The sequence below is a fragment of the Nonomuraea gerenzanensis genome (assembly GCF_020215645.1).
Classification (GTDB): Bacteria; Actinomycetota; Actinomycetes; order Streptosporangiales; family Streptosporangiaceae; genus Nonomuraea; species Nonomuraea gerenzanensis.
On the sequence record NZ_CP084058.1, the window covers coordinates 5993605 to 6019189 of the forward strand.

Annotated in this window: 31 protein-coding genes and 5 tRNA genes; 15 read left to right on the top strand and 21 right to left on the bottom strand. The window is 72.8% G+C overall.

From position 1 onward, the window contains the following. The first annotated feature begins 44 nt into the window (after positions 1-44). From LCN96_RS28035 to LCN96_RS57140, 7 genes are read left to right on the top strand one after another with little or no spacing between them, the layout of a single operon-like run. On the top strand, positions 45-1478 hold the full coding sequence (locus LCN96_RS28035) for a 2-hydroxymuconic semialdehyde dehydrogenase (RefSeq protein WP_225275878.1): 1434 nt from the start codon (positions 45-47) through the stop codon (positions 1476-1478). Between the two features lie 8 nt (positions 1479-1486). Next, complete coding sequence (locus LCN96_RS28040) at positions 1487-2290, top strand: 2-keto-4-pentenoate hydratase (protein WP_318528361.1); 804 nt, start codon at positions 1487-1489, stop codon at positions 2288-2290. Further along, on the top strand, positions 2287-3024 hold the full coding sequence (locus tag LCN96_RS28045) for a 2-keto-4-pentenoate hydratase (RefSeq protein WP_225275879.1): 738 nt from the start codon (positions 2287-2289) through the stop codon (positions 3022-3024). The genes LCN96_RS28040 and LCN96_RS28045 overlap by 4 nt, the downstream gene beginning before the upstream one ends. Beyond that, positions 3021-3449, top strand: a complete 429-nt coding sequence (locus LCN96_RS28050) for a RidA family protein (protein ID WP_148437263.1) — start codon at positions 3021-3023, stop codon at positions 3447-3449. The genes LCN96_RS28045 and LCN96_RS28050 overlap by 4 nt, the downstream gene beginning before the upstream one ends. Further along, entirely contained in the window at positions 3446-3988 is a 543-nt protein-coding gene (locus LCN96_RS28055; RefSeq protein ID WP_225275880.1) for a 3-hydroxyanthranilate 3,4-dioxygenase, read from the top strand. Before LCN96_RS28050 ends, LCN96_RS28055 begins: the two co-directional genes overlap by 4 nt. Next, positions 3985-4968, top strand: coding sequence for an amidohydrolase family protein (locus tag LCN96_RS28060; RefSeq protein ID WP_225275881.1), 984 nt, complete (start codon positions 3985-3987; stop codon positions 4966-4968). The genes LCN96_RS28055 and LCN96_RS28060 overlap by 4 nt, the downstream gene beginning before the upstream one ends. A 24-nt stretch (positions 4969-4992) precedes the next feature. After that, the gene (locus LCN96_RS57140; protein WP_311131930.1) at positions 4993-5424 is read left to right on the top strand and encodes a carboxylesterase family protein; all 432 of its coding nucleotides are present in this window, start codon (positions 4993-4995) and stop codon (positions 5422-5424) included. A gap of 97 nt (positions 5425-5521) precedes the next feature. Here the strand turns inward: LCN96_RS57140 and LCN96_RS28070 are convergent, their stop codons facing one another. From LCN96_RS28070 to thrC, 10 genes are all read right to left on the bottom strand, one after another. After that, positions 5522-5914 (bottom strand): VOC family protein, encoded by a 393-nt coding sequence (locus tag LCN96_RS28070; protein ID WP_225275882.1) that lies wholly within the window; start codon positions 5912-5914, stop codon positions 5522-5524. Further along, on the bottom strand, positions 5914-6531 hold the full coding sequence (locus tag LCN96_RS28075; protein ID WP_225275883.1) for an SRPBCC family protein: 618 nt from the start codon (positions 6529-6531) through the stop codon (positions 5914-5916). Before LCN96_RS28075 ends, LCN96_RS28070 begins: the two co-directional genes overlap by 1 nt. Then, positions 6528-6881, bottom strand: a complete 354-nt coding sequence (locus LCN96_RS28080; protein ID WP_225275884.1) for an ArsR/SmtB family transcription factor — start codon at positions 6879-6881, stop codon at positions 6528-6530. Before LCN96_RS28080 ends, LCN96_RS28075 begins: the two co-directional genes overlap by 4 nt. A gap of 49 nt (positions 6882-6930) precedes the next feature. Beyond that, positions 6931-7536: an energy-coupling factor transporter transmembrane component T family protein gene (locus tag LCN96_RS28085; protein ID WP_225275885.1), complete on the bottom strand. Its 606-nt coding sequence runs from the start codon at positions 7534-7536 to the stop codon at positions 6931-6933. After that, complete coding sequence (locus tag LCN96_RS28090; protein ID WP_225275886.1) at positions 7533-8210, bottom strand: energy-coupling factor ABC transporter ATP-binding protein; 678 nt, start codon at positions 8208-8210, stop codon at positions 7533-7535. The genes LCN96_RS28085 and LCN96_RS28090 overlap by 4 nt, the downstream gene beginning before the upstream one ends. Further along, positions 8210-9340, bottom strand: a complete 1131-nt coding sequence (locus LCN96_RS28095) for a thiolase family protein (RefSeq protein WP_225275887.1) — start codon at positions 9338-9340, stop codon at positions 8210-8212. The genes LCN96_RS28090 and LCN96_RS28095 overlap by 1 nt, the downstream gene beginning before the upstream one ends. Position 9341: 1 nt before the next feature. Beyond that, positions 9342-10706, bottom strand: coding sequence for a class I adenylate-forming enzyme family protein (locus LCN96_RS28100; protein ID WP_225275888.1), 1365 nt, complete (start codon positions 10704-10706; stop codon positions 9342-9344). 7 nt (positions 10707-10713) lie between these two features. After that, entirely contained in the window at positions 10714-11313 is a 600-nt protein-coding gene (locus LCN96_RS28105) for a biotin transporter BioY (RefSeq protein WP_225275889.1), read from the bottom strand. A 65-nt stretch (positions 11314-11378) separates the two neighbouring features. After that, a complete protein-coding gene (locus LCN96_RS28110; RefSeq protein WP_225275890.1) occupies positions 11379-12008 on the bottom strand; it encodes a DNA/RNA non-specific endonuclease in 630 nt (209 codons plus the stop codon). 160 nt (positions 12009-12168) lie between these two features. Beyond that, on the bottom strand, positions 12169-13233 hold the full coding sequence (gene thrC, locus LCN96_RS28115) for a threonine synthase (RefSeq protein WP_225265426.1): 1065 nt from the start codon (positions 13231-13233) through the stop codon (positions 12169-12171). A 64-nt stretch (positions 13234-13297) separates the two neighbouring features. Between thrC and LCN96_RS28120 the strand changes: the two genes are divergently transcribed. Next, positions 13298-14113, top strand: coding sequence for a MurR/RpiR family transcriptional regulator (locus LCN96_RS28120; protein WP_225265427.1), 816 nt, complete (start codon positions 13298-13300; stop codon positions 14111-14113). On the opposite strand, the gene LCN96_RS28125 is transcribed toward LCN96_RS28120, so the two are convergent. The 10 genes from LCN96_RS28125 to LCN96_RS28170 form a co-directional block, all read right to left on the bottom strand. Next, a complete protein-coding gene (locus tag LCN96_RS28125; RefSeq protein WP_225265428.1) occupies positions 14094-15650 on the bottom strand; it encodes a carboxylesterase/lipase family protein in 1557 nt (518 codons plus the stop codon). The two genes, LCN96_RS28120 and LCN96_RS28125, sit on opposite strands and share 20 nt — an antisense overlap. Positions 15651-15727: 77 nt before the next feature. Then, a complete protein-coding gene (locus tag LCN96_RS28130) occupies positions 15728-16255 on the bottom strand; it encodes a GNAT family N-acetyltransferase (RefSeq protein ID WP_225265429.1) in 528 nt (175 codons plus the stop codon). An 11-nt stretch (positions 16256-16266) separates the two neighbouring features. Then, on the bottom strand, positions 16267-16833 hold the full coding sequence (locus LCN96_RS28135) for a helix-turn-helix domain-containing protein (protein WP_225265430.1): 567 nt from the start codon (positions 16831-16833) through the stop codon (positions 16267-16269). Beyond that, on the bottom strand, positions 16830-18197 hold the full coding sequence (locus tag LCN96_RS28140) for a hypothetical protein (RefSeq protein ID WP_225265431.1): 1368 nt from the start codon (positions 18195-18197) through the stop codon (positions 16830-16832). The genes LCN96_RS28135 and LCN96_RS28140 overlap by 4 nt, the downstream gene beginning before the upstream one ends. A gap of 153 nt (positions 18198-18350) precedes the next feature. Continuing rightward, entirely contained in the window at positions 18351-19187 is an 837-nt protein-coding gene (locus LCN96_RS28145; protein ID WP_225265432.1) for a hypothetical protein, read from the bottom strand. Then, positions 19187-19741, bottom strand: a complete 555-nt coding sequence (locus LCN96_RS28150) for an RNA polymerase sigma factor (RefSeq protein WP_225265433.1) — start codon at positions 19739-19741, stop codon at positions 19187-19189. The genes LCN96_RS28145 and LCN96_RS28150 overlap by 1 nt, the downstream gene beginning before the upstream one ends. A 61-nt stretch (positions 19742-19802) precedes the next feature. Continuing rightward, entirely contained in the window at positions 19803-20096 is a 294-nt protein-coding gene (locus tag LCN96_RS28155; protein WP_225265434.1) for a DUF6204 family protein, read from the bottom strand. Positions 20097-20098: 2 nt separating this feature from the next. Then, the gene (locus LCN96_RS28160) at positions 20099-20737 is read right to left on the bottom strand and encodes a TetR/AcrR family transcriptional regulator (RefSeq protein WP_225265435.1); all 639 of its coding nucleotides are present in this window, start codon (positions 20735-20737) and stop codon (positions 20099-20101) included. 23 nt (positions 20738-20760) lie between these two features. Further along, positions 20761-21543: a MerR family transcriptional regulator gene (locus LCN96_RS28165; protein WP_225265436.1), complete on the bottom strand. Its 783-nt coding sequence runs from the start codon at positions 21541-21543 to the stop codon at positions 20761-20763. A 43-nt stretch (positions 21544-21586) separates the two neighbouring features. Next, positions 21587-22180 carry a TetR/AcrR family transcriptional regulator gene (locus tag LCN96_RS28170; protein ID WP_225265437.1) on the bottom strand — a complete coding sequence of 198 codons (594 nt, stop codon included), beginning with the start codon at positions 22178-22180 and terminating at the stop codon, positions 21587-21589. A 135-nt stretch (positions 22181-22315) separates the two neighbouring features. Between LCN96_RS28170 and LCN96_RS28175 the strand changes: the two genes are divergently transcribed. The 6 genes from LCN96_RS28175 (at position 22316) to LCN96_RS28200 (ending at position 23822) form a co-directional block, all read left to right on the top strand. Beyond that, positions 22316-23122 (top strand): SDR family NAD(P)-dependent oxidoreductase, encoded by an 807-nt coding sequence (locus LCN96_RS28175; RefSeq protein WP_225276076.1) that lies wholly within the window; start codon positions 22316-22318, stop codon positions 23120-23122. Between the two features lie 321 nt (positions 23123-23443). After that, positions 23444-23517 (top strand) — tRNA-Ala (locus tag LCN96_RS28180). Between the two features lies 1 nt (position 23518). Further along, a tRNA-Gly gene (locus LCN96_RS28185) sits at positions 23519-23590 on the top strand. 5 nt (positions 23591-23595) lie between these two features. Beyond that, positions 23596-23668 (top strand) — tRNA-Leu (locus LCN96_RS28190). Between the two features lie 4 nt (positions 23669-23672). Beyond that, positions 23673-23745 (top strand) — tRNA-Glu (locus LCN96_RS28195). 1 nt (position 23746) lies between these two features. Continuing rightward, positions 23747-23822, top strand: a tRNA-Arg gene (locus LCN96_RS28200). A 183-nt stretch (positions 23823-24005) separates the two neighbouring features. Here the strand turns inward: LCN96_RS28200 and LCN96_RS28205 are convergent. After that, positions 24006-24755: a helix-turn-helix transcriptional regulator gene (locus LCN96_RS28205; RefSeq protein ID WP_263657326.1), complete on the bottom strand. Its 750-nt coding sequence runs from the start codon at positions 24753-24755 to the stop codon at positions 24006-24008. Positions 24756-24990: 235 nt separating this feature from the next. On the opposite strand from LCN96_RS28205, the gene LCN96_RS28210 reads away from it, so the two are divergent. After that, positions 24991-25362: a beta/gamma crystallin domain-containing protein gene (locus LCN96_RS28210; RefSeq protein ID WP_225265439.1), complete on the top strand. Its 372-nt coding sequence runs from the start codon at positions 24991-24993 to the stop codon at positions 25360-25362. Positions 25363-25585: the final 223 nt, after the last annotated feature.

Below are 25585 nucleotides of genomic sequence, written 5' to 3' on the forward strand. Positions count from 1 at the left end.
TTAGGTATTGGACTGTTATGGCGGACGTCACCACAATGGCCGTCATGAAGCCCGCGCACTACGTCAACGGCGTCTTCACGACGGCGGGGACACCCTTCCCGCTCCGCTCGCCCGCCGACGGACGCCAGATCGCCGCCGTACCCGAGGCCCCGCGCGAGACGGTGGACGAAGCGGTGCGCGCCGCCCGCGCCGCGATGGACGGCGCCTGGGGCCGGGCGAGCACCGAGGAACGGTGCGCGTACCTACGCCGGATCGCCGACGGCATCGAGGCCAGGTTCGAGGAGTTCGTCGCCGCCGAGGTGGCCGACACCGGCAAGCCGCGCGAGCTGGCCGCGACGGTGGACATCCCGCGCGCCGCCGCCAACTTCCGCGCCTACGCCGACCTCGCCTACGGCCGCCCGGAACGCGCCTACCCGACGAGCGTCCCCGGCTGGAGCGGCAGCGGCCAGGCGCTGAACTACACCGTGCGCCGCCCCCTCGGCGTGGTCGCCGTCATCTCGCCGTGGAACCTGCCGCTGCTCCTGCTCACCTGGAAGGTCGCGCCCGCGCTCGCCGCGGGCAACGCCGTCGTCGCCAAGCCGTCGGAGGAGACCCCCTCGACCGCGACCCTGCTGGCCGAGGTGATCGACGCGGCCGGGCTGCCGGCGGGCGCGTTCAACCTCGTCCACGGCCACGGCGCCGGCGCGGCGGGGGAACACCTGACCGCGCACCCGGGCGTGGACGCGATCGCCTTCACCGGTGCGTCCGCCACGGGCAGCGCCATCATGCGCAACGCCGCCGCGCACGTCACCCCGGTCTCGTTCGAGCTGGGCGGCAAGAACGCCGCCCTCGTCTTCGCCGACGCCGACCTGGAGGAGGCCGTCGAGGGCACACTGCGCTCCAGCTTCACCCACTCCGGCCAGATCTGCCTGTGCACCGAGCGCGTATACGTGCAACGGGCCGTCTTCGACGCGTTCGTGAGCGCGCTCGCCGAGCGGGCCGCCGCGCTGCGCGACTACGGGCCGATGATCTCCGCCGAGCACCGCGACAAGGTGCTGTCGTACTACCGGCTGGCAGTCGAGGAGGGCGCGACGGTGCTGGCCGGGGGCGGTGTGCCGGAGTTCGGCGACGACCGCGACGGCGGCTACCACGTCGAGCCGACCGTCATCACGGGGCTGCCGCAGAGCGCGCGGACCGTGCGTGAGGAGGTCTTCGGGCCGATCTGCCACGTGGCGCCGTTCGAGGAGGAGGACGAGGCGATCCGGCTGGCCAACGACAGCCCGTACGGACTGGCCGCCACGGTCTGGACCACGGACCTGTCGCGCGCCCACCGCGTCGCGCCCCGCATCGAGGCCGGGATCGTCTGGGTGAACTGCTGGAACCTGCGCGACCTGCGCACCCCCTTCGGCGGCGTCAAGGCCTCCGGCATCGGCCGCGAGGGCGGCGAGTACTCGCTCGACTTCTTCTCCGAGCCCGTGAACGTGTGCGTCAAGATTTGAGGACCCCCGTGACTTCCGTGACAGACGACCATCGCGCCGCCGCCGCGCGGCTGCTGGCCGCGTACGCGTCAGGCCGGCCGTGCGAGCCGGTCCGCGACCTGGTCGACGGCCTTGAGGCCGCCTACGCCGTGCAGAGCCTGCTCACCGAGCGGTGGCTCGGCGAGGGCCGACGGCTCACCGGCCGCAAGATCGGCCTGACCAGCAAGGCCGTGCAGGAGCAGCTCGGCGTCGGCTCGCCCGACTTCGGCGCGTTGTTCGCCGACATGGCCGTGCCCGACGGCGCGGAGATCCCCGCCGGAGCCGTGCTCCAGCCGCGCGCCGAGGCCGAGGTCGCCCTCGTGCTGGAGCACGACCTGCCGCACGAGCGGCACACCGTCGCCGACGTGATCGCCGCGACCGCGTTCGCGCTGCCCGCCATCGAGGTGGTCGGCAGCCGCATCCGCGACTGGGACATCACGCTGGCCGACACCGTCGCCGACAACGCCTCCTCCGGCCTGTACGTGCTCGGCACCCGCCCGGTCCCGCTGCGCGAGGTGGACCTGCGGATGGCCGGGATGGTCATCGAGCGGCGCGGCGAACAGGTCTCGACCGGCATCGGCTCGGCCTGCCTCGGCCACCCGCTGCACGCCGCCGTCTGGCTGGCCGACACGCTCGCCGCACTCGGGCAGCCGCTCCGGGCCGGCGACACGGTGCTGACCGGGGCGCTCGGACCTGTCGTCCCGGTGCGGCCCGGTGATGTGCTGGAGGCCCGCATCGACGGGCTCGGAGACGTACGCGCGGCCTTCGCCGTCGCGGAAGGGGGAACCCCGTGAACGCCCTGGCCGAACTCCTGGACGAGGCCACCCTGACGGCCCGCGCCATCCCGCGGCTGACCGACACGGCCGACCTCGACGTGCCCGCCGCCTACCAGGTGCAACGCGCCACCGTCGAGCGGCGGCTGGCTCGCGGCGAGCGGATCATCGGCGTCAAGATGGGCTTCACCAGCCGCGCCAAGATGGTGCAGATGGGCGTGAACGACGTCATCTGGGGCCTGCTCACCGACGCCATGCTCGTCCAGCACGACCTCGACACCGCCGGGCTCATCCATCCGCGGATCGAGCCGGAGATCGCGTTCCTGCTGGAGCGGCCCGTACGCACCCCGGCCGACGCCGCGGCGGCCGTCGGCGGCGTCGCCGTCGGCTACGAGGTGCTCGACTCCCGCTACGAGGGCTTCAGCTTCACCCTGGCCGACGTCATCGCCGACAACGCCTCGGCCAGCGGCTTCGGCCACGGCCCCTGGCACCGCCCGCGCGACGTCGCCAACCTCGGCCTGGTCATGGAGATCGACGGCCGTGCCGTGGCGAGCGGCTCGTCGGCCGCCATCCTCGGCGACCCGCTCCGCTCCCTGACCGCCGCCGCCCGGCTGGCCTCCGCCGCCGGCATCGAGCTGCAGCCCGGCTGGGTCGTGCTCGCGGGCGCGGCCACCGCCGCCGTCCCGCTGCCCGCAGGGGCGCACGTACGCATCGCCGCGGCCGGGCTCGGCCACGTGGAGGTGACCACCCGATGACGAACGACGCTCTGCTGGTCGAGGGCAAGGCCCGCCCTCGTGGCCGGTTCCCGCACGTCAGGCGGGCGGGTGAGTTCGTGTTCGTCTCCGGCACCAGCTCGCGCCGCCCCGACGGGAGCTTCGCCGGGGCCGCCGCGGACGAGCTGGGCACCACCAGCCTCGACATCCGCGAGCAGACCAGGGCCGTCATCGAGAACGTCGCCGACCTGCTCGCCGCCGCCGGAGGAAGCCTGGCCGACGTGGTCAGCGTGACCACGTACCTGGTCAACATGAACGACTTCGGCGGCTACAACGAGGTCTACGGCGAGTTCTTCGACGAGAGCGGCCCCGCCCGCACCACGGTCGCCGTCCACCAGCTCCCGCACCCGCACCTGCTCATCGAGATCTCCTGCATCGCCCACCTACCGCAAAGGAGCCGGCCATGATGCCCCCCTTCAACCTCCAGGCGTGGATCGACGAGCACCAGGATCTGCTCAAGCCGCCGGTCGGCAACGCGCAGATCTGGAAGGACGCCGACCTCATGGTCACCATCGTGGGCGGGCCCAACCAGCGCACCGACTTTCACGACGACCCCATCGAGGAGTTCTTCTACCAGCTCAAAGGCGGCATGGTGCTGCGGGTGATGGAGGAGGAGGGCAAGCCGCCGGTGGACATCCAGATCAGGGAGGGTGACGTCTTCCTGCTGCCGCCGCACGTCCGGCACTCGCCGCAGCGGCCGGTGCCCGGCTCGATCGGCCTGGTCGTCGAGTTCGCCAGGCCGCAGGGCCACCTGGACGCCTTCGAGTGGTACTGCGTGAGCTGCCACCGGCTCGTCCACCGGGCCGAGGTGCAGCTCCAGTCGATCGTGGACGACCTGCCGCCCGTCTTCCGCGGCTTCTACGAGGGCGATCGCACGTGCCCGCACTGCGGCGCCGAGCACCCCGGCAAGGACTGGCCCGATGAGTTGCGACCGGTGGTCCGGTGACGGTGATCGACGTCCACACGCACGTCTTCCCGCGGATCTCCCGCGAGGAGGCCAGGACGCTGGCCGGAGCGGGCGAGCCCTGGCTGCGCGACGGCATGATGATGAGCGGTGAGGACGACTACCGCCCCGTCACACCGGAGCTGTGGGACGCCGGGGCCCGCGTGGCCGCCATGGACAGGACCGGCGTGGACGTGCAGGTGGTCTCCTCGACGCCGCTGCTGTTCGGTTACGCCGCCGACGCATCCCGCGCGGCCGAGTGGTGCGCCATGGTCAACGACCGCATCCTGGCCTACTGCGCGCAGGCCCCCGACCGGCTGCTGCCGCTGTGCCAGGTGCCGTTGCAGGACGCGGACCTGGCCGCCAGGACCGTCACCGAGGCCAAGGCCGCCGGGCACCGCGGCGTGCACATCGGCAACCACGTCGGCCCGCGCAACCTGGACGACCCGGACATCGTGGCGTTCCTCGCGCACTGCGCGGAGCAGGACATGCCGGTGCTCGTGCACCCCTGGGACATGCTGGGCGCCGACCGCATGTCAGGCCACATGCTGCCGTGGCTGGTCGGCATGGCGGCCGAGACGCAGCTGGGCATCCTGTCGCTGATGCTCTCCGGCGCGTTCGAGCGGCTGCCGCGCTCGTTGCGGCTGTGCTTCTGCCACGGCGGGGGCAGCTTCGCCTACCTGCTCGGACGGGCCGACAACGCCTGGCACAACCGCGACCTCGTCCGCGCGCACTCACCCCGGCCGCCGTCGGCGTACACCGACCGGTTCTTCGTCGACTCGGCCGTGTTCGACCCGCGTGCCCTGCGGCTGCTGGTGGAGGTGATGGGGGCCGAGCGGGTGATGCTGGGCACCGACTTCCCGTTCCCGCTGGGTGAGCTGGAGCCGGGCGCGGTCGTCAGGGCCTGCCCCGAGCTGGACGACGCCGCCCGCGCCGCCGTCCTCGGCGGCAACGCCGCGGCCTTCCTCGGGCTCGCCCGATGACGCTCGCCCGGTGACGCTCGCCCGGTGACGCTCGCCCGCACACCGCTGGGCACGTTGCGCGGCCTCACCGCCGGCGGAGTGACGGCGTTCAAGGGCGTGCGGTACGCCGCGCCCGCCCGGCGCCTGGCCGCGCCGGAGCCCGCCCTGCCCTGGGACGGCGTGCGGGACGCCGTCGCGCCCGGCCCGCCCGCGCCCCAGCCGTGGGTGCCCGTGGCGCGGCTGGTGACCACGGCCGCCGAGGAGACCCGGTTGTTCACCGCCATCGGGCAGGACGGCCTGGACACCCAGGAGATCTCCGGCGGCCCCGCCGACGGGATCGCACCCGGCGCCTCCCGCCTCGTGGACGTGCCCCTCTACTTCGGCACCCACGGCACCCCGCTCACGGGCACCGGCCCGGAGGTGGCGGAGACGGCGCGGTCCATGAGCGATGAGTTCGCCCGGTTCTGCCGTGGATGAGATCAGCGCTGTGGACGGCGGGCAGAGCCTGGTCTGAGACTCCGCCCGGCCGTGCCCCCGTCGCCGATCTCGCCGATGCCCTGTCCCAGGAGGCCGGTCACGGCAGGTTGAGCTGCCAGGAGACGCCGAACCGGTCGTTGACCCAGCCGAACTTCCTGCTGAACCCGTACGAGCCGAGCGGCATGAGCGCCTGCCTGCCCTCGCCCAGCGCGTCGTACAGGCGCTGGAGCTGCTCCTCGCTGTCGCAGTCGACGAACAACGACATCGACGGCGTGAAGGTGAACTCGTGCACCGGAGGGCTGTCGATGCACTTGTGCTCGCGGCCCGCCAGCGTGAAGACGGCGAGCTTGACCGTGCCCTTCCTGTCGGGCTCCTCATCGCCGTAGCGCTCGATGGAGACCACCTTGCCGTCGTCGAAGAGCGAGACGTAGAAGTTCATCGCCTCCTCGGCGTCGCTGTTCTGGAACATCAGGAACGGGGTGACGTTCATCAGGACTCCTCCGGCTCGGGCGCGTAGAAGGCGGTGATGGCGGCGACGGTGGCCGTCACCACGTCGCCGGGGGCGCCGGCGGCGCGGTGGGCCTCGCCCCAGCCCCGGGCGGCGCCGACGATGTAGGCGCGGCCCTCCTCGGTGAGGTGGAAGGAGGACTCGTCCACCTTCTCGCCGCCGGCCAGGTGCAGGGCCAGGCCGAGCAGGGCCAGGTCCCACCCCACGCCGACCGCGCCGGGCCCGAACTGCGTCCAGAACTCCTCGGGCGGCTCGGAGGTGTGGGTCAGCTCGAACTCCGTGCCGCCGTCCCTGGCGGTCAGGCGCACCTCGACCTCGGAGAAGCCGGGGTCGGGGCCGAACAGCCAGGAGACCTTGAGCAGGCTCGGCGGCTCGCAGCGCAGGATCTCGCCGCCCGCGTTGCCCTCGAGCTGGTACTTCCCGCCCAGCTGCAGGTCGCCGCTGATGGGCATGAACCAGCGGCTGATCCGATCGGGATCGGTGCAGGCCTGCCAGACGTCCTCCACCTCGGCGTCGTAGTGGCGGCGCAGCACGACGGCCTTGCGGGTGCCGTCGATCAGCTCCCGATGCGCCTGGTTGAGCTGGTCGATCATCTTCATGGGTGGTCCTTCTTGTCGCTGTTGAGGCGGCGTTCGCGCTTGCCCCGGGCCAGCTCCGTCGCCAGCGCGTCCAGGCGCTGATCCCAGAAAACCCTGAAGCGCTCCAGCCAGAGATCGACCTCCTGCAGCGGCCCCGGCTCCACGGCGTACAGCCGCCGGGTGCCCTCGGCCCGCACGCTGGCGAAGCCGTTGTCGCGCAGCACCCGCAGGTGCTGCGAGACGGCCGGCTGGGAGATGCCGAACTCGCTCTGAATGGTGGCGGTGACGTCTCCGGAGCTGCGCTCACCGCCTGCGAGCAGCTCCAGGATCCGGCGGCGGACCGGATCACCGAGAACGTCGAATGCGTGCACGACCAGGAGTATTTCAGCGGCAGCTTATATAAGTCAAGCCTGGGATACCTCAGTCGTCGAGGCCCCGGGCGCTGAGCGCCTCCCCCAGCGCGTCGGCGTGCCGCAGCGAGCTGACCACCAGCGGCACCGCGAACGCGCGCAGGCTGCGCTCCACGCCCCTGGCCCGCTGCGCCTCCCTGACGCGACCGGCCAGCTCGGCCACCACCGGCACACTGCGTACGGTCAGCGACAGCAGCAACGACAGCCGGAACGGGTCCAGCCCCGCGAACCTGACCGGCGACAGGCACCACTCCAGCGTCCGCATCATGTCCGCCGTGCGGGTGGTGAGCGTGACCAGCCCGGCCAGCGCCACGGCCAGCACCACGCGCAGCACTGTGGAGATCGCCCCGTCCAGCCCGGCGAAGACGAGCTGTGTCCCGAACAACGCCACCGCGAACCACCGCACCGGCCTGACCTGCGCCCACGCCGCCGCCACGCCCACCCGCGACAGCGCGTACAGCAACGCGACCATCACCCCCGCCACGGCCAGGGCCGACGGCGTGCGCAGCAGGACCAGCGCGGTGCAGGACGCGGCGAGCCCGGCCAGCTTGGCGCCGGCGGGCAGGCGGTGCAGGACGGACGAGCCGGGGACGTAGGCGCCGGTCAGGCTATTCACGCCATGAGCTTCCTGTAGTGGCCGATGGCCTCCTGCGGGGAGCCGTCGGCGACGACGCGGCCCTCGTCCAGCACCAGCACCCGGTCGAAGCCGGACAGCAGCGGCAGGTCGTGGGTGACCACCAGCACCTGCTGCGGCATCTCCCGCAGCAGGCCGGCGACCCGGCGGGAGTGACGCAGGTCCAGCAGCGTGGTCGGCTCGTCCATGACGAGGATGTCGGGCTCCAGCACCATGACCGAGCAGAGCGCCAGGAGCTGCTTCTGGCCGCCCGACAGGTGGTGCGCGGGGTGGTCGGCGTGGCCCTCCAGGCCGTAGCGGGACAGCACGTCCGTCACGCGCCGCTCGATCTCCTCGCGCGACAGGCCCTTGCGGCGCAGCGAGAACGCCACGTCCTCGGCCACCGTGGGCATCACGATCTGCGCGTCAGGGTCGGTGAACAGGAAGCCGACGCCGCGCCTGATCTTGGCGGCGTGGCGGCGGGTGTCCAGGCCGAGCACGGTGACGGTGCCGGAGGTGGGCAGGGCCAGGCCGTTGACCAGGCGGGCGAGCGTGCTCTTGCCCGAGCCGTTCGCGCCGACGACGCCGACGCGCCGCTCGGTCAGGCAGGCGGTGACGCCGCGCAGGACGTCGCGCTGCCCGAGGCGTACGTGCACGTCGGAGAAGTCGATGGCCATCAGACGACCTCGAACAGGGCCGCCACGCCCAGCCCGCCGCCGACGGCGGCTGCCGCCAGGCCCAGTGTCCCGGCAGGTGCGGCGGCCCGCACGAGCCTGCTGAACAGCCTGGTCACCACGACCGCCCCGGTCGCCCCCCACGGATGCCCCAGCGCCAGCGCCCCGCCGTCGGGGCACACCCGCTCGTCGTCGGCGCCCAGCGGATCGAGCCCGAGCGCGTCGGTCACGGCCAGCACCTGTGCCGCGAACGCCTCGACGATCTCCACCGCAGCGACCCGCTCCAACTCCACCCCCGTACGCGCCAGCACCCGGCGGATCGCCGGCACCGGCCCCCACCCGGGCAGCCCGGGATCGCACCCGACGACGGCCCCGGCCACCAGCCGCATCCCCGGCAGGCCCGCGCGCAGCCGCTCCGGCACCAGGGCCACGGCGGCGGCGCCGTCGCTGACCGGGGACGCATTTCCGGCCGTCACTGTACCGTCCGCGACGAACGCCGCAGGCAGGCGGGCCAGCGACGCCGCGCGCAGCGGGCGCGGGCGCTGGTCGTCGCGGCGCTCGCCGACGGGCACGATCTCCTGCTCGAACCGCCCCGCCTGCCGGGCCGCCAGCGCGCGGGCGTGACTGCGGATGGCGTAGGCGTCCTGGCGGTCGCGGCCGATCCCGTACGCCGCCGCGAGCGCCTCCGCTGCCGGGCCCATGTCGGGGTCGGGCTGCCCGGCCGGGGCGAACGGCGCCCGCTCGTACGGCTCCGCCGCCCCCCTGAACGTGCGCAGCGGCGCGGTCGAGGCGCTCTCGGCCCCACCGGCGATCACCAGATCCGCCTCGCCCGCGCGGATCGCCTGCCCGGCCACCAGGATCGCGGCCAGCCCGCTGCCGCACTGCCGGTCCACCGTCAGCCCGGGCACCTCGTGCCCCAGCCCGGCGGCCAGCGCCGACACGCGGGCCACGTTCCCGCCGGGGCCCATGCAGTTGCCCAGCACCACGTCGTCCACCCGCCGCCCGGGCAGCTGCGCGGCGACGGCCGCGAGCACGGGGGCGGCCAGCCGGTCGACGGTCAGCTCCTTGTACGCGTGCCCGGCGGTGCCGATGGGCGTGCGCCGGGCCGCCACCACCACGGGGGTGTCGCCCATGTCAGACCAGCCGCCGGATCTCGGGATCGCCACCGGCCAGCCGGTCGGCGACCTGCGCCCGGGCGGGTTTGCCCGTCGGGTTGCGCGGCAGGCTCGGCACCACGAACCAGCGGCGCGGCCGCTGCGCGGCGTCCAGCGCGCCCCTGGCCGTGGCCTCCAGCAGCGCGCGCGGCGGCTGCCGCGCGGGCGGCGCCTCGACCACAGCGGTCACCACTGAGCCGAGTGACGGGTGCGGCAGCCCCACCACCACGACGTCGCCGACGCCGGGCACCTGCCGGAGCACCTCCTCGACGTCCTCGGGCACGACGGTGGCGCCGCCGGTCTGGATCGCGCCGTCGCCGCGCCCGCGCAGCCGCAGCACCTGCCCCGCCCGGTACGGCTCCGCGAGGTCGCCGACGGTCACCCACCCGCCGGCGTCGCGGCGCAGCGGACCGGCGGCGCCCGCCAGGTACCCCTGCGACAGCCAGGGCGAGCGCACCCACACCTCGCCGAGCGGCCCGTGGGCGCCGGTGCGCACCTCGATCTCGACACCCGGGAAGGGCCGCAGCCCGCTCCCGTCCGTGTCCGCGGCCACGAACGACAGCTCGGTGGCCCCGTAGTACGACACGACGCGCACCCCGGCCGCGGCTGCCTGCGCCCGCGCGCCGGCGTCGAGTGCCGCGCCGCCGACGACGGCCACGCGCAGCGAGCCTGGGCGGCGCAGCACGTCGGGCAGCCGGTGCGGCACCACGTGCACGACGCTCGCGCTGTCCAGGTGGGCGGCCAGGGAACGGCCCGGCCAGCGGCCCGGCACGACGGCCGTGGCGCCGGTGGCCAGGGTGTGCAGGGCGGCGAAGGCGTACAGGGAGGAGACGAGCGGGCCGGGCACCAGCACGACGTCGTCGAGGCCGATCCCGGCCAGGCGGTCGAGGTGGGAGTAGGAGCCGGTCCACGAGGCCCGCGTGCGGATGACGGCGCGGGGGCGGCCGGTGCTGCCGGAGCTGAAGCACGCCCAGGCCAGATCATCCGGCCGCGCCTCGCCCTCCACGGGAGGGCCTGCCACCTGGGGCAGCGGCGCGGAGATGCGGGCGGCCAGGCTCGCCGTGGTGAGGTGGTCCCACCGCCGGCGGTCCCAGGCGGGATCGCCCACCAGCGGCGTGGCCCCCGCCAGGTCGGCCGCCAGCACGGCGGTGAGCAGCTCCACGGGGTCGGCCAGGGCGACGGCGACCATCGAGCCGGGACCGACACCCCGATCACGCAGATGACGGGCGGCGCCGGAGATCCGTTCGGCGAGCCCCGCGTATGTCAGCTCGCCCCCGGGCCCGCACACGGCGAGCCGCGACGGGCGCTCGGCGGCGTGGGCCAGGACATGTCGTGCTACGGGCATCGAGAGGTCAACGCCCCCAGCCCGAGCGCACGCGCTCGCGGTGCACGGCGGGCACCGCGTCGGGGTAGGCCCGCTGCGTGCCCCTGGCCACGACCGCGGTCAGCCCCGCCTTGATCAGGTCGCCGGGCAGGAAGACGAGGCTGCTCCAGGCCGCCGCGCCGAGCGACATCCCGCCCACCAGCGCCCAGACCGGGATCCCGAACAGATAGATCACGCCGATGCCGCCTACCAAGCAGGCCGCGAACAGCTGCGGGGTGCTCGGGCTGCGGCCGGCCCGCTCCACCAGCCACCCGATCACGGCCGCCCCGGGCAGCCAGCCGATCAGGAACCCGGCCGACGGCCCGGTGAACACCCCGAGCCCGCCCCGGCCGCCGGCCGCCAGCGGGAGCCCCGCGGCGATCAGCACCAGCAGCACCAGGACGGCCAGCGCGGCCCGCCACGAGCCCAGGATCACCCCGGCCAGCATCACGCCCAGCGTCTGGAGCGTGATGGGGACGGTGGTCCCGAAGACGTTGAACGTGCCGGGCACGCCGAGGACGGCGATGAGCGCCGCGAACACGGCCACCCTCGCCAGGGTCTGCATCGCGAACCCGCGCTGTTTCTTCATGGTGTAGATCCCACACCACGGCGGTCACGGACGGGCATGGAGGGTTCCCACAACTTTACGGCGGATCATCTGCGAGTGACGGATACCGTCCGCGCCGAGCAGCGGGCCTCCTGGAACGCCTTGGTGATCCGCTCCTCGTGCGAGGCGAGCTCCTCGGCCGGCAGCGTGCGGTTCGGCAGCGTGAACTCCAGCTTCCTGGAGACCGACAGCGTGATCCGGATCTGGTCGGGGGCGAGCGCCGCACGGTCGGGGTAGCGCAGCCGGATCCGGTAGTCGGCCACGCTGCCGCCGCCCTCCAGGCAGGAGCGGGCGCCGTCCTCGACACGTTTCATCAGGCCCTGGTTGATCTGCCTGCCCTGCATGGGGACGAGGTTGTAGCGCAGGCCGACGCCGTCGAAGGAGGCGGCGATGAGGTGGCCGCCGTTCCAGTCGCCGCGCCCGCCCCAGTCGCCCACCGTGCCCTGGCAGCCGGTGCGCGTGGCGGATTTGTCCACGAGTTTCCTGGCCAGCGCCTCGACGGGGCGTCCCGAGTCGTCGGTGGTGAAGGTGTGGTGGTGGGCGTGGTAGGTGTGGGCGGGCTGGAGGTGGCGCTCGCAGGGGGCGGCGTCGGGCGCGTACACGGGCGCCGCCGCGGCGGCGGTCAGCAGCAGGGCGGCGGCGCTCGCGCGTCGCAGGGCAGGGGGAAGTGCGGGCACGATGGCGTTCCTCTCGGGAAGGAAAGATCGCCGGCCAGGCGCGATAGGCCGATGGAGGGGCGGGCAAATGGCCGTATCGGCCGCCTCGTCGGCTTTGTCGCGACATTCGTGCCCGTGACGGAAGTCACGTAACGTTGCTTAACGGTTACTGTTAGTTGTTTCAGGCGGCCAGGCGCAGGGCGCGGGCCACGTCCACGGTGGCGGCCGAGGTCTCGGTGGCGGTGTAGCCGTCGCGCGGGGAGGCGTCGAGGTCCTTCAGCCCGTTGCCGCTGAGCGTGATCACGATGCGCAGGCCGGGCTCCAGCCCGCCCCTGGCGTGCAGGTCGAGCAGGCCCGCCACGCCGGCCGCCGAGGCGGGCTCGGCGAAGACGCCGTCCCTGCGGGCCACCAGCCGGTACGCCGCGAAGATCTGCTCGTCGGTCACCGCGGCGATGAGCCCGCCCGACTCGTCACGTGCCGCCAGGGCGGCGTCCCAGGTCGCGGGGTGGCCGATGTTGATCGCGGTGGCCGCCGTGCGCGGCTCGGCGACGGGCTCGCCGCGCACGAACGGCGCCGCGCCGGCCGCCTGGAAGCCCCACAGGCGCGGCAGCCGCGACGACAGCCCCGCCTTCCGGTAATTGCGGTAACCGCCCCAGGTGGCGGTGATGTTGCCGCCGTTGCCCACCGGCAGGCAGTGCACGTCGGGCGCGTCGCCGAGGGCGTCGACGATCTCGTAGGCCACCGTGCGCTGCCCGGCCAGGCGCAGCTCGTTGCCGACCGAGTTGACCAGCGCGATCGGGTGGTGGGCGGCCAGCTCGCGGGCCACGCGCAGGCAGTCGTCGAACGTGCCGTCGATCTCCACGATCTCGGCGCCGTACCGGACGGCCTGGCTCAGCTTGCCCAGCGCCACCCCGCTCCTGGGCACCAGCACGGCGGCCGTCAGCCCGGCGCGGGCGGCGTAGGCGGCGGCCGAGGCGCTGGTGTTGCCCGTCGAGGCGCAGATGACGGCCTCGGCGCCGGCCTCGGCCGCCCGGCTGATCGCCACCGTCATGCCGCGGTCCTTGAACGAGCCCGTCGGGTTCGCACCCTCGACCTTGAGCCAGACCTCGCACCCGGTGAGCTCGGACAGGTGGTGCGAGTGCAGCAGCGGGGTGTTGCCCTCATTGAGCGAGACGGACGGGGTGGAGGAGGTGACCGGCAGCCAGCGCCGGTAGGAGCTGTCGATCAGGCCGTGCCAGGTAGTCATGGCGGCACCGTAACACTCGTTTCGTACATGTCGTCAAATGGTGGACGGTGTAACATTTGTCATTGTGGAGAACGAGACGATCGCGGCCCGGCTCGGCGCCGTCTATCCCGAGCTGCCGCCAGGGGAGCGTGCCGTCGTGCGGGTGCTGCTCGACGACTATCCGTTCGCGGCGCTGGGCTCGCTGCGCGCCCTGGCCGAGCGGGCGGGGGTGAGCCCGCCGACGGCGTCGCGGCTGTTCGACCGGCTGGGGTTCGGCGGGTTCGCCGCGTTCCAGGCGGCGGTGCGGCACGGGGCCCGCGACCGTTCGCAGCTGCTGGAGCACGTCGCCGGCCCCTCAGGGCTCGGGCAGGCGGCGGAGGACCTGCGGGCCGGGCTCGACGGCACGCTGGCCGCCGTCCCAGAGTCGCTCTGCCAGAAGGCGGCGGAGCTGCTGGCGGAGGCCAGGACCGTGTGGGCGCTGGGCGGGCCGCTGAGCGAGCTGGCGGCCGAGTACCTGATCCGCCAGCTCGCCAGCCTGCGCCCCGGCGCGCACCGGGTGCCCGGCTCTGTGCCCGCCCGGGCCCGTACGGTGCTGGACCTGGGGCCGTCCGACGTGGTCGTGGCCTACGACTTCCGCCGCTACTCCCCCGACACCGCCCGCTTCGTGCGGGCCGCGCACGAGCGCGGCGCGCGCCTGGTGCTCGTCACCGACGCCTGGGGGTCACCGCTGGCCGCCCAGGCGCAGCTGCTGATCAGCCTGCCGCGTGAGGCGAGCGGCCCGATCGCGCCGCTCGCACACGAGATCGCGGTCACCGAGCTGCTGCTCGTCGCCACGGCCGGGCTGCTCGCGCCGGCCGCGCGGCTGGCCGACCTGGACGCGCTCACCCGATCCCTGTCCTGATCCGCGGCGTGGTGCCCAGCGACGCCCAGAACGCGCAGTTGCTCGCCTTGGCCGTGTTCACCGTACGGATGCCGCGCGGGCCGGGCGCCAGGCTCAGCACGTCGCCCGCCGAGCGGAAGCGCGGCCACAGCGCCGGCTTGGGGCGTCCGGTGGCGGCGAACGACGTCCAGAAGCCGACCATGGCGTCCGACAGCCGCCGCTGCTCGGCGTTCAGCTCGGTGCCGGGCAGCAGGCCGGGGAAGAGGTACATCAGCTCGGAGGCGTGGTAGGCGCCCTCCTCGAAGCCCGGCACGTCGATCAGCGGCGGCGCCGTCCTGTCGGCGAACTGGTAGCCGTAGACCGGCACGCCGGAGCGGGCGAACAGGCGCAGCGCGTCCAGGTGGCCGCAGGTGGCCAGCGGCGTGCCGAAGTCCGTCAGTATGGTCGCGATCCCGATCCGCAGGTCGGGGTAGTCGGCGGCCGGGTAGCGGGCCAGGACCGCGTCGGCGTCCGCGCCGTACGTCTGGCGCGCGAACCCCTCGTACTGCGCCGCCGTGATCGGCTGCGGGAACTGCGCGGAGACGTACAGCCGCACCTCGTCCAGCGTGTTGCCGTGGATGATCGGCATGCGGTGGTAGCGCCCCGAGGCGAAGGCGTCGCGCGGCTGCTCGGGCAGCACGTCGTCGGCTCCTGCCACGGGGTACGGGTTGGCCTCCTGATAGCCCTCCAGCAGGGTCTTGACCGGCAGCGCGCGCAGGCAGGCGGCGTCGGAGCAGCCCACGGCGGTGGCGAAGGCGGCCCCGGCGGTCTCGGCCTCGGTCTCGGTTCTGGTGGGCCAGGCGCAGCTGTAGCTCTGCGGGATCGCGCGGTGGAAGAGCCCCGCCGCCGGCGGTGAGGCCAGGTGGGCGCAGGTGTCTGCGGCGCCGGCCGACTCGCCGAACAGGGTCACGTTGCCCGGGTCGCCGCCGAAGGCCGCGATGTTGCGGCGTACCCAGCGCAGCGCCGCCTGCTGGTCGAGCAGGCCGTAGTTGCCGCTCTGGTAGCGCTCGCCGGCCTCCAGCGCGGAGTGGGCCAGCCAGCCCAGCACGCCGAGCCGGTAGTTGACGGTGACGACCACGACGCCGCCGTCCACCGCCAGCTTGGCGCCGTCGTACAGGGCGCTGTTGCCGTTGACGTTGCCGCCGCCGTGCAGCCACACCATGACGGGCAGCCGCCCGGCGCGGCGCGGGGTGGTGACGTTGAGGTAGAGGCAGTCCTCGACGTACGTCGGCTGCGGGTTGCCCAGGGGGGTCGCGGGCTGCGCGCACTGGCTGGCGAACGCGGTCGCGTCGCGCACGCCCTGCCACGCCCGGGCCGGTCGCGGCGCCTTCCAGCGCAGCTCGCCGACCGGCGGCTCGGCGTACGGGATGCCCTTGAACTGGCGGCGGTCGTCGAGCACCTGGCCCTTGACCAGCCCCTTGTCGGTCCGCACCTGGCCCGGGGGCCCGGGATCGGCGGCGGCCGGCGTGGCGAGGAGGGTGGTGAGGAGCAGAATCGCTGCTGCGGGAATGAGTCGCACGGAGATCTCCTTCCGGCGGAGCGCCCTGACCTTGCACGTGTGGGCGCCACGACCGTACACGCAGGCCCGGCGCCCGGCTAGCCGGAAGGGGTCAGCCGCTTGTAAAAGAAGCTGCAGTCGCTCAGGGTGCCGTCGGGAGAGGCGGCGTAGCCGGGGACGACGCCGAAGCGGGTCCATCCGCCGGACAGGTAGACGTGCTCGGCGGTGCTGCCGGTCTCGGTGTCGAGCAGGAGCAGGCTCGCCCCCGACTCCAGGGCTGCCTGCTCGGCGACGGCGAGCAAGGCGCGTGACAGGCCCTGGCCGCGGGCGTCGCGGTGGACCATCAGCTTGACGATCTCGGCGCGGTGCCGGGCGTTGGCCTTGGCGGCAGGGAGGAGGCCGACGGTGCCGGCCATGACGCCGTCCACCCGGCACGCCCAGACGTGCAGGCTGCCCGCGGCCACCGCCGGGGCCTGCGCCCGCCACCACGCCGCCGCGGCCTCGTGGTCGAACGGCTGCACGAACCCCAGGGAGGCGCCGTCGTCCACGGCGTCGACCAGCAGGCCGGCCAGCTCCTTGACGCAGTGCTCGAACTCCTCGGCGGACAGGCGGGCGATGGTGCGCATGGGTTCCCTTCTCACGGCAGCACAAGGAAGATCGCGTAGCGGGACGGGCCCGGGCCGGGACAGCGGAAGCGGGAGGCGCCCCACAAGCGGAAGCGCAGGCAGCCGCCGGCTTCCACGAGGTGCGTGCGGCCGTTCGCGGTGATCTCCACGGCGCCCTCCAGCGCCCAGATGTGCTGCTCCAGCCCAGGTACGGGCGGCGCGTCGTAGGAGATGTCGGCCCCCGGCCGCAGCGTCGCCTCGACGACCTCGCCGCGCAGCCCCGCATGCGGCGGGGAGACCGAGCGGCGCACGAACCCCGACTCCTCGTCCCGCCACACCGGCTGCTGCCCGGCGCTCAGCAGGCGCGGCGGCTCGTCCTCCACCTCGGCCAGCAGCCGGGACATCGTCCGCTCGTACACCTCGCACAGCTTGCCCAGCAGCGACGCCGTGGGGCTGATCTCGGCGCGCTCCAGCCGCGACAGCGTCGAGCGGCTGATGCCGGAGCGCTGCGCCAGCTCCTCCAGCGACCAGCCGCGCTCGACGCGCAGCTCGGCCAGGCGGTCGGCGAGCCGGGCGTCCACATCGTCCAGGTCTCTCACATCTGGGATTCTATCCCAGATCTGGGATGCATGAGTGCGGCGGCCAGGCAGGCGACCGGGATGACGGGCAGCACGTAGCGGTGATCGAAGTCCAGGACCGCCACCGGGCCGGCCAGCAGGCCCATCGCCACGGCCCACGGCAGCAGCGCGACGCGGGGGCGTCGTACCGCCGCGACCGCGCCGGCCAGGAGGATCACGCCGAGGAACGGGCCGCGCAGGTAGGCGGCGTACTGGTAGGCGATGAGGAAGTCGGCGTACGGGGACACCGAGGACAGGCCGCGGATGTCCGGGTCGTACTCGCGCTTGACCTGGTCGACCAGCGGCTGGTCCGGCAGCTCCCAGTGGCCGCTCCTGAAGCCGAACGCGGGGGTGGTGCGGTCGGGGTGCGGGATCGGCGTCCAGGAGAAGGCGATCGCGGTGTCGCGGACGACGTGGCCCAGGTAGTCCAGCGGCTGGGCGAGGATCGCGTCGATCGCGAACGAGCGGGCCAGGTCGTTGTGCGCGAAACGGCCGCCGGGCAGCAGGTTGAGTGACGCCTGAGGGGCCCAGACGTACTCCGAGGCCGCGTCCACCTTCGTGCCGTTGGGGCACAGGCGGGCCTGCTCGGGCGGCGGCTGGATGCGGGCGCAGTCGGCGAAGGTCATCGTGCGGGCCCACAGGGCGACGCCGTCGGCGCCGCTGAGGGCGAAGCGGCCGTGGTGGGCGGCGTACCAGGACGCGTAGCCGGCCAGCGGCAGCGCGGCGGCCAGGACCAGCGCGGCCAGGGGCCGCCACCCCACGCGCCGCACGCCCAGCACGAGCACGACGAGCAGCAGCAGCGGCAGCGCGATGGTCCTGGTCAGCGTGGCGGCGGCGAACAGCAGGCCCGCTGCGGCGGCGGCGCGCACGGACAGCTTCCGCGACCACATCAGCACGGCCAGCCCGGCCACGACGAGGAAGATGAACTGCGTGTCGGACAGCACGCCGTGCTCCAGGCGCAGGAAGGAGGCGTCGAACAGCAGCGGCACCGTGGCCAGGGCCGCCACCCAGCCGGGGGCCGACCTGCGGCGCAGCACCGCGTAGAGGAGCACCCCGGTGCCCAGGCCGAGGCCGTGCTGAACCGCTGCGACCAGCTCCACGCTGTGGAACGGCAGCAGCGCGCGCAGCAGCAGGGGGTAGCCGATGGGATGGAACGTCGCCGACGGGGCCGGGTGCACGGCGGTGTCGAGGTAGGTGAAGGAGTCGTACCAGTAGAGGGTGACGGGGCGGTAGCCCAGCATCGTCACCACGCGCAGCGCGGCGGCCAGGGCCAGCAGTGCGGTGAACAGGCGGTGGCCGGCGAGGTGGCGCTGCGGCGGGAGCGCCACCCGGGTGTCGGTGAGCACGCGAAATCCGATCTCGGGGCATGACGGGGTGCCGCGCAGGCTGAAGACAGCGCATGGCGGTGACGGGGGTCGGGGCGTTCGGCGCCTGACCTGGACTCAGCGCAGGTCAGGCTGGTGAGGAAAGGCTCAGGTCAGGTTGGTATCGGGGAAGGCTCAGCAGCCGGGCTGCGGCATCGGCTCGCGCTCGGCGGCGGGCTCGGCGCCGACCAGCAGCAGGGCCAGGCCGTCGGCGCTCATGACGCCGTCGTGCACGTACCAGCCGCCGGGGGACGTGAAGCTGACGGGCTTGCCGTACGCGATGTACGACGGCGTGACGCCGCGCTCGCGCAGCAGTGCCGAGACGTCGGTGACGCTCTTGTTGACGAAGTCCACGCAGTGCAGGGGCTCGCCGGGAAGGGCGATGCCGGGCGGCATCTTGTACCGCTCGCCGGGCAGGGCTCGCCTGCCGAGCGTGATCCTGGCCTTCTTGTCGAAGTCGATCGGCACCTTCAGCCCGACGGGGCAGCCCATGGACCGCTCGCACGGGCCCGGGGAGTCGATGGTGGTGATCGGGCCCTCGGCGGGCACCGACTCGCCAGCTCGCAGCCGGTCCAGGTCGTTGATCACGAACATCCGTCCCGTCATGCTCGCGGAAGTCGGCACCAGGGCGAGCGAGATGTCCAGGCCCCTGGCCCGCAGCTCGCGCTGGTACACCTCCGGATCGGCCATCAGGTCCTTGACCGTGATCACGTAGTGGCCGTCCACCACGTCGATGTCCAGGGCGGCGGAGGCGGGCGCCTGGGCGACGCCGACGGACAGCAGGGCCGTCAGCGCCGCCAGCACCGGCACGGCCGCCCACCTGCGCGGCCGGGGCAGGGCAGGCCACCTGCGGCGGCGGGATCCGGCGACGGGAACGGAGGTGATCTCCTCCAGCAGCTCCCTGGCGATCGGCGTCATCCCGGGCCCGGGGTCGGGCGCGATGCCGGCCACCAGGCGGTCGATCTCGTGCATCACAGCGCCCCCCTCGTCATCGCGACGGCACGCAGGCCGATGCGCGCCAGGTCGATGCCGGCCGCGTCCAGGTGCCTGGCCAGTCGTTTGCGGGCCCGGTGCAGCCGCAGCCGGGCGTTGGCGCGCGAGCAGCCCAGCACGGTGGCGATCTCGTCGGAGCCCAGCCCCTCCCAACCGGCCAGCGACAGCAGCTCCCGGTCGTCGGGGCTCAGCCGCGCGAACGCCTCCCGCACCCCGGCCAGGCTCTCCCCTGCCTCGGTGTGCTCGGCCCACCCGGCGAGCTGTCGCCCCAGCCGCTCCACCAGCTCGCCGCGACGCGACTCGGCGCGGCGGCCGTTGGCCAGCACGCGGCGTGCCACGCCGAACAGCCACAGGCGGGCGTCCGGCCCCTGCGGAAGGTCGTCCAGGCGGCGCCAGGCCGTGGTGAACGTCTCGGCGAGGGCGTCGGCGGCGTCGTCGTGGGAGTCGGTGCGCCGCCGGATGTAGGCGAGGATGTCGGAATAGTGGGCAACGTAGATCACCTCGAAGCGCTGCTTGCGGTCATGGTGGGGCACGCTGCCTGCTCTCATCCGAATGGTCCGACATCTCATACCTGTCCGGACCCACCGGATAGTTTCACCCCTGTTTGCGGCGAATTCTGATGTCCCGCATGTCGGTCACCGCGACCTTGAGGATCTCGTGCGGCAGCCCGTACGCCTCCAGCGCCTCCATCGCCGCCAGCGCGCCCACGTCCGCGTCGTCATCGTCCCCGTCGAGCGGCACCTGGCAGCGGAACGTGAACACCGACACGCTCGCGTCGTGCGTGAACGTGCCGGCCTCGGTGTACCCGGCCCCGGCCGCCGCCAGCACGGCAGCCCTGCCCGCGTCGTCGAGCCCCTTGAACTTGCCCCTGATCGTCACCCTGAACACGGTCACTCCCCTCGTACGGCATAGGTCAGGACGCGCTCGCCCAGCACGCTCTCGGCCACGTCCAGCAGCTCCAGCACGGCCCGCGCGATCTCCTCCGGCCGCTCCCCCGCCGCCGTGCGCCGGCCGATCTCGCCCAGCACCAGCGCGTGCAGGCAGCCGAGATGCCAGGCCATCACGCGCGGCAGCGGATCGTCCTTCGCCGCACCGCTCTCCTCGGCCAGCAGCCCGGCCAGCGCGTCGGTCATCTGGTGGCCGAGCGCCTCCAGCCGGGCGGTGAGCGTCGGCGCCGCCCGCATCATCTCCAGCACCCGCCCGAACCCGGGCGTCAGGCCCACCTGGCGCTCGCACCCGCGCACCTCCTGGCGCAGCCGGGCCAGCACCGCGCCCGCCGCCGACTCGCCGGGGGCGCGCTCGCGCACGATGTCGGCCAGCCGTTGCGGCGAGGCCTCCTCGGGCGGCAGGACCAAGTCCTCCTTGGCCTGGAAGTAGTTGTAGACGGTGTTCACCGACACCTCGGCGGCTGCGGCGACCTCGGCGATCGTGACGTGGTCGAAGCCGCGCTCCACGAACAGGCCGATGGCCACCTCGGAGATGCGCTGCCTGGTCTGCCGCTTCTTGCGCTCGCGCAGTCCTTCGGTCATGGGACTGGAGCGTACTGCAAACTTTAAGTCGATTGCATTTTTGTTATCGACTGAAACTTCGCTTCGATGAGGCGGGTGGCCTGCCGGACGACCTCGGCCTGCGCGGGGGCCAGCCCGTCCAGGAAGGGCTCCAGCTGAGCGAGGTCCCAGTCGGCGCCGGGCTGCAGGTGCAGCAGGTGCTCCATGCTGTAGTCCGCCAGCTCGGCCGCCAGTGGCGCCACGCGGGGGTCGCCGGGCTCGGCGCCGGCCAGCTCGTCCAGCCTGCGGTAGAACTCCTGCCCGCGCTCCGCCGTCGCGGGGTCGGCGGCCAGCGTGTCGAGCATGGTGAGCGCCCGCTCCTGCTCGGCTCCCGCCGACATGGTGTCCACGAGCAGGAGCAGGTCGCGGTCCCAGGCGGCGCTGCCGGACGCGGGCACGTCCACCACCCGCAGGAAGTCCACCAGGTCGGGTGAGGCGGTGTCGTCGGGGCCGAGCGCGCCGTCCTTGGCGCGGGCCAGCACCTCCGCCAGGCGGGCCCGGCGGCGGCGGATCTCGCGCTCCTGCGCCGCGAGGTCAGCGTCGATCTCGGTGAGGATCTCGGGCAGCTCCCTGGAGCGGTCCTCGGCGATGACGTCGCGCGCCTCGTCCAGGCTCAGGCCCAGCTCGACCAGCCGGCGGACGCGGGCCAGCGCCACGGCGTCGCGCATGCCGTACTCGCGGTAGCCGTTGGACAGGCGCGGCGGCTCCGGCAGCACGCCCTGATGGTGGTAGTAGCGCACGGTCCGGGTGGACACCCCGAGCAGCGCGGCCAGCTCTCCGATCCGCATGGTCCCAGTTAAGACGTTGACGCCACGTCAACGTCAAGCCGGCTCATGGGCGCACGGCTTTCAGGAAGAGATCCACCAGGGCGTCGGCGTACTCGGGGGTCAGCGGGCCCGAGCGGTGCAGCCAGCGCTGGTAGAGGGGCGCGTACAGGATCTCCAGCGCCAGGTCGAGGTCGGCGTCGGCGGCGATCTGCCCGGCCCGCTGCGCGCTGCGCAGCCGATCCTTCTTGGCCTCGTCCACCGGCCCGGCCAGCCGCTCGCGGTACTGCGCGGCGAGCGCCGGATCGTTGATGATCTCCGTGTTGAGCGCCCGGATCGGCGCCTCGAACGCCGGATCGGCGAACTCCGCCACCGTGGCCCGCATCACCAGCTTCAGGTCGGCCTCGATGTCGCCGGTGTCGGGCAGCGCCATGCCGCCGTCCGCGCCCGCCTCGCTCAGCGCGAGGAACGCGTCGAAGACCACCGCCCCCTTGGACGGCCACCAGCGGTAGATCGTCTGCTTGCCCACCCCGGCCCGGGCGGCGATGGCCTCGATGGAGACCTTGGCGTATCCCGCCTCGGAGACCAGCTCGCGGGCGGCGCCGAGGATGGCCTGGCGGGAGCGCTCGCTGCGGCGCGCGGGATCGGGGTGCTTCGGCATGCGAGGCAGCATAGCACTCCAACGAGACGAGACGTTCCGTCTTGACATTGGTGTGGCCATGGCCCACAGTTGGGGCAGTCAGCGAGACGAGACGGCTCGTCTCGCTTCTATCCCTAGGAGAGAGTCTTGACCCGAGTGTGGTTCATCACCGGTGCGTCGCGGGGCCTCGGCCGCGCCTTCGCGGAGGCGGCCCTGGCCGCCGGGGACCAGGTCGTGGCCGCGGCCCGCAACGTGCAGCCGCTGGAGGATCTGGTCCAGAGATATCCTGACGATCTCGTACGCCTGCCGCTCGACGTGTCCGACCGCACGGCCGTCTTCGAGGGCGTGGACCGGGCCGTGGCCGCGTTCGGCAGGCTCGACGTCGTGGTCAACAACGCCGGCGCCATGTTGCTCGGCATGGTCGAGGAGGCGACGGAGGAGCAGCTCAGAGCCCACTTCGACGTCAACTTCTTCGGCGCCGTCTGGGTCACCCAGGCCGTCGTGCCCCACCTGCGCGCCCAGGGCTCCGGCCACCTCCTCCAGGTCACCTCGATGGGCGCGGGCGGCGGCTTCGCCTCGACCGGCATGTACGCGGCAGGCAAGTCGGCCCTCGACTCCATCAGCCAGGCCCTGGCCATGGAGGTCGAGCCGTTCGGCGTCAAGGTCACCATCCTCGGCATGGGCGGCTACGACACCGGCCTGTTCACGGCGGGCACCACCATGACCGAGCCGAACCCCGCCTACGCGGAGCTGCGCGCCAGGCTGGCCGAGATGTGGGGCGACGACGCCGGGCCCGACCCGAGCACCGCCGCGCCGGTCGTCATGGAGGTGGCCGGCATGCCGGAGCCGCCGACCCGGCTGGTCGTCGGCAGCGCCTCCTACGACATCGTGCTGCAACTGGAACAGGGCCGCGCCGAGCAATACCGCGCCTGGGAACGGCTCAGCAGAATGGCGCCCGGATGAAACCGAATCGCCCGCCCGCGCGTCCCCGATAAATAGGTGGCACGCCCATCGGGTGGCCATTAATGTGAACGACAACGGAACCGGGGCGGCACCGACTGTCCCGCCGCAGCACAGACCAGAAAGGGCCCGCAATGCTCCGCGCAGCCGCCGCACTCATGCAGGAACGGTGTTACTGCCGCCGACCTGCGGCGCTCGGCTGCGCCCTGCTCAGGACGGCTTCTGGATAAACCCCGAAGAGGAGTATTCCGGAGGCCGCCAGGTGACCACCAGGCGGCCTTTTCTTTTGTCGTGCCGTTTGACAATTCAACAGCGGAGCACCATGGGCTGATGGTGAAAAGGCATCACACCTGCCTTGCAAGCAGGAGTTCGGGTTTCGAGATCCCGTCGGTCCACCATGCCGCAGAGGCCGAACTGGTAAGGCAGCTGGCTTCCACCCAGCAGGACGGGGTTCGAGTCCCCGCTGCGGCTCGCAGGCGTCCGTAGCCCAATGGGAGAGGCACCGGCCTAAGGAGCCGGACGGTGCGGGTTCGAATCCCGCCGGACGTACGAGGCCCCGTTGGTCCAGCGGTCAGGACGCCCGGCTTTCACCCGGGAAATCGCCGGTTCGAGTCCGGTACGGGGTACGGCCCCATAGCTCAATGGGACAGAGCGCCGGCCTACGAAGCCGGGTCAGTCGCAGGTTCGAATCCTGCTGGGGCTACTGATGTTTCCGGGCTCTGGCTCACTATCGGTGATAGAGCGTGCAGGGTGTCAGGAGTGGCGGAGGACGGCCGGCCGACGGTGGACCGCGGTGACCCCCATGCCGAGATCGCCTGGCAGCACCTCTACGCCGGGCCCATGGCCAGGCCGGCGGGATGCCGGTATCGCGTGGTGCTGTCTTCGGTCATGGCGCCGGCGCCGATGATGTGAGGAGTTTGAGCCGGTCGGCGGCGGCGCTGCCGGGGGCGGCGGTGAAGGCGACGATGCGCAGGTCGCTGCCGGGGGCGGTGAGGATGTCGCAGTCGAGGGTGAGCGTGCCGGCGTCGGGGTGGTGGATGGTCGTGGTGTGGGGTTCGTGGACGCCTACGGCTCCGGTGTCCCACAGGTGCGCGAAGTTGGGGCTGACGGCCCGTAAGTCCTCGATCAAGGAGCGCAGACCGGCATCGGCGGGGTAGCGGGCGGTCGCCGCCCGGAGATCGGCGACGACGGCCGCCTCGAACCGGCTCGCCTGCTCGGGGGTGTGGCTGCCCCCGGTGAAGATCCGCCAGGCGACGTTGCGCTCGCGTCTGCGCCAGGTGGACGCGTCCCCGCACAAGGCAGCCCACAACGGGTTCCACAGGATGATGTTCCAGCTCGCGTCGCACACGTTCAGCGCCGTGCCGTCGAGTTGGTCGAGCAGCCTTCTGACGCTCGGCGGGATGTGGGCCGGCACCTTTCCGGGGCCTGGTGGCGGCTGGCCCGCGAGGAGAAAGAGATGTTCGCGCTCGGCCTCCGACAGCCGCAGCGCGCGGGCCAGCGCGGACAGCACCTGCGCTGAGGGGGAAGTGGCCCGGCCCTGTTCCAGGCGGACGATGTAGTCCACCGACAGGCCGGCCAACTGCGCCAGTTCCTCGCGCCGTAACCCGGCGGCCCGCCGTACCCCCCTGGCGGTCACTCCTAGCGCGGCGGGAGAGATACGGTCGCGCCAGCCGCGTAGCGCCTTGCCTAATTCCCTGGATCCGCCCATATACCCCAGTATGTGCTGCCACGACATCTGAGACAGCCTGGTACTGACAGTCCATAGGCCGCACAATGCACTTTCTGTCCCCTGGCGATGCGACGAAGGTGGAGATCAGCACCGATGCACTCGTTTCCACCGGCATGAATTCTCACCTGCAAAGGAGAAGTCCATGAAACGCATCGCCAAACGCGCGGGCGTGGCCGCTCTGGCGTCCATCGCGGTGACGGCCTCACTTGCCGTCGCCCTCCCGACGGCCGCGTACGCGATCAATGAGGTCCCGTGCGCCGGCCGGACCGACCTCGTGCGCGCCACAATCCACGCAACCGGCGACTCCTCAGCCGACTACTGCTACGCCAACGCCGGAACGGATATGTACGTCCAGGATGTCTGGTGGGTCACCCGGATCTCGACCGGTAACAACCGCGTCCAGTGGTACGGGGACGGAAGGTGGCAGCCGGCTCAGCCGATCCCGAAGTGGACCGTGTTCACCTGGCCGAACCATCCCGGCGGGGTCCGCATCCAGGGGATCAGGATCCTCTGAACTGGTGGCGATGTCGGGGCGGCGGTCCTGCCCGATCGCCGCTCCGGCCGGCAAGGCCCAAGGCACAGCCCAGGGAAAGCCGGGGCCCCACATTGAGGTCGCGAGTTCGCGTCACCGCCACTGACATCACCTGGCTCCGGCTCACCCGCGATTCAGCTACTCATGGTGAGCTCGGCGAGAGGATCCCGGTGCTGTCTCTCGATATCGCGATCTTGTAACGGGA

Excerpts from the sequence above, each read along its gene's own strand:
- thrC (WP_225265426.1), bottom strand. The coding sequence starts at position 13,233 with ATGACTACCTGGCACGGCCTGATCGACAGCTCCTACCGGCGCTGGCTG.
- LCN96_RS28160 (WP_225265435.1), bottom strand. The coding sequence starts at position 20,737 with ATGACCGAAGGACTGCGCGAGCGCAAGAAGCGGCAGACCAGGCAGCGC.
- LCN96_RS28070 (WP_225275882.1), bottom strand. The coding sequence starts at position 5,914 with ATGAACGTCACCCCGTTCCTGATGTTCCAGAACAGCGACGCCGAGGAG.
- LCN96_RS28210 (WP_225265439.1), top strand. The coding sequence starts at position 24,991 with ATGAAACGCATCGCCAAACGCGCGGGCGTGGCCGCTCTGGCGTCCATC.
- LCN96_RS28100 (WP_225275888.1), bottom strand. The coding sequence starts at position 10,706 with ATGCCCGTAGCACGACATGTCCTGGCCCACGCCGCCGAGCGCCCGTCG.
- LCN96_RS28050 (WP_148437263.1), top strand. The coding sequence starts at position 3,021 with ATGACGAACGACGCTCTGCTGGTCGAGGGCAAGGCCCGCCCTCGTGGC.
- LCN96_RS28095 (WP_225275887.1), bottom strand. The coding sequence starts at position 9,340 with ATGGGCGACACCCCCGTGGTGGTGGCGGCCCGGCGCACGCCCATCGGC.
- LCN96_RS28075 (WP_225275883.1), bottom strand. The coding sequence starts at position 6,531 with ATGAAGATGATCGACCAGCTCAACCAGGCGCATCGGGAGCTGATCGAC.
- LCN96_RS28145 (WP_225265432.1), bottom strand. The coding sequence starts at position 19,187 with ATGCACGAGATCGACCGCCTGGTGGCCGGCATCGCGCCCGACCCCGGG.
- LCN96_RS28055 (WP_225275880.1), top strand. The coding sequence starts at position 3,446 with ATGATGCCCCCCTTCAACCTCCAGGCGTGGATCGACGAGCACCAGGAT.
- LCN96_RS28090 (WP_225275886.1), bottom strand. The coding sequence starts at position 8,210 with ATGGCCATCGACTTCTCCGACGTGCACGTACGCCTCGGGCAGCGCGAC.
- LCN96_RS28035 (WP_225275878.1), top strand. The coding sequence starts at position 45 with ATGAAGCCCGCGCACTACGTCAACGGCGTCTTCACGACGGCGGGGACA.
- LCN96_RS28105 (WP_225275889.1), bottom strand. The coding sequence starts at position 11,313 with ATGAAGAAACAGCGCGGGTTCGCGATGCAGACCCTGGCGAGGGTGGCC.
- LCN96_RS28130 (WP_225265429.1), bottom strand. The coding sequence starts at position 16,255 with ATGCGCACCATCGCCCGCCTGTCCGCCGAGGAGTTCGAGCACTGCGTC.
- LCN96_RS28170 (WP_225265437.1), bottom strand. The coding sequence starts at position 22,180 with ATGCCGAAGCACCCCGATCCCGCGCGCCGCAGCGAGCGCTCCCGCCAG.
- LCN96_RS28165 (WP_225265436.1), bottom strand. The coding sequence starts at position 21,543 with ATGCGGATCGGAGAGCTGGCCGCGCTGCTCGGGGTGTCCACCCGGACC.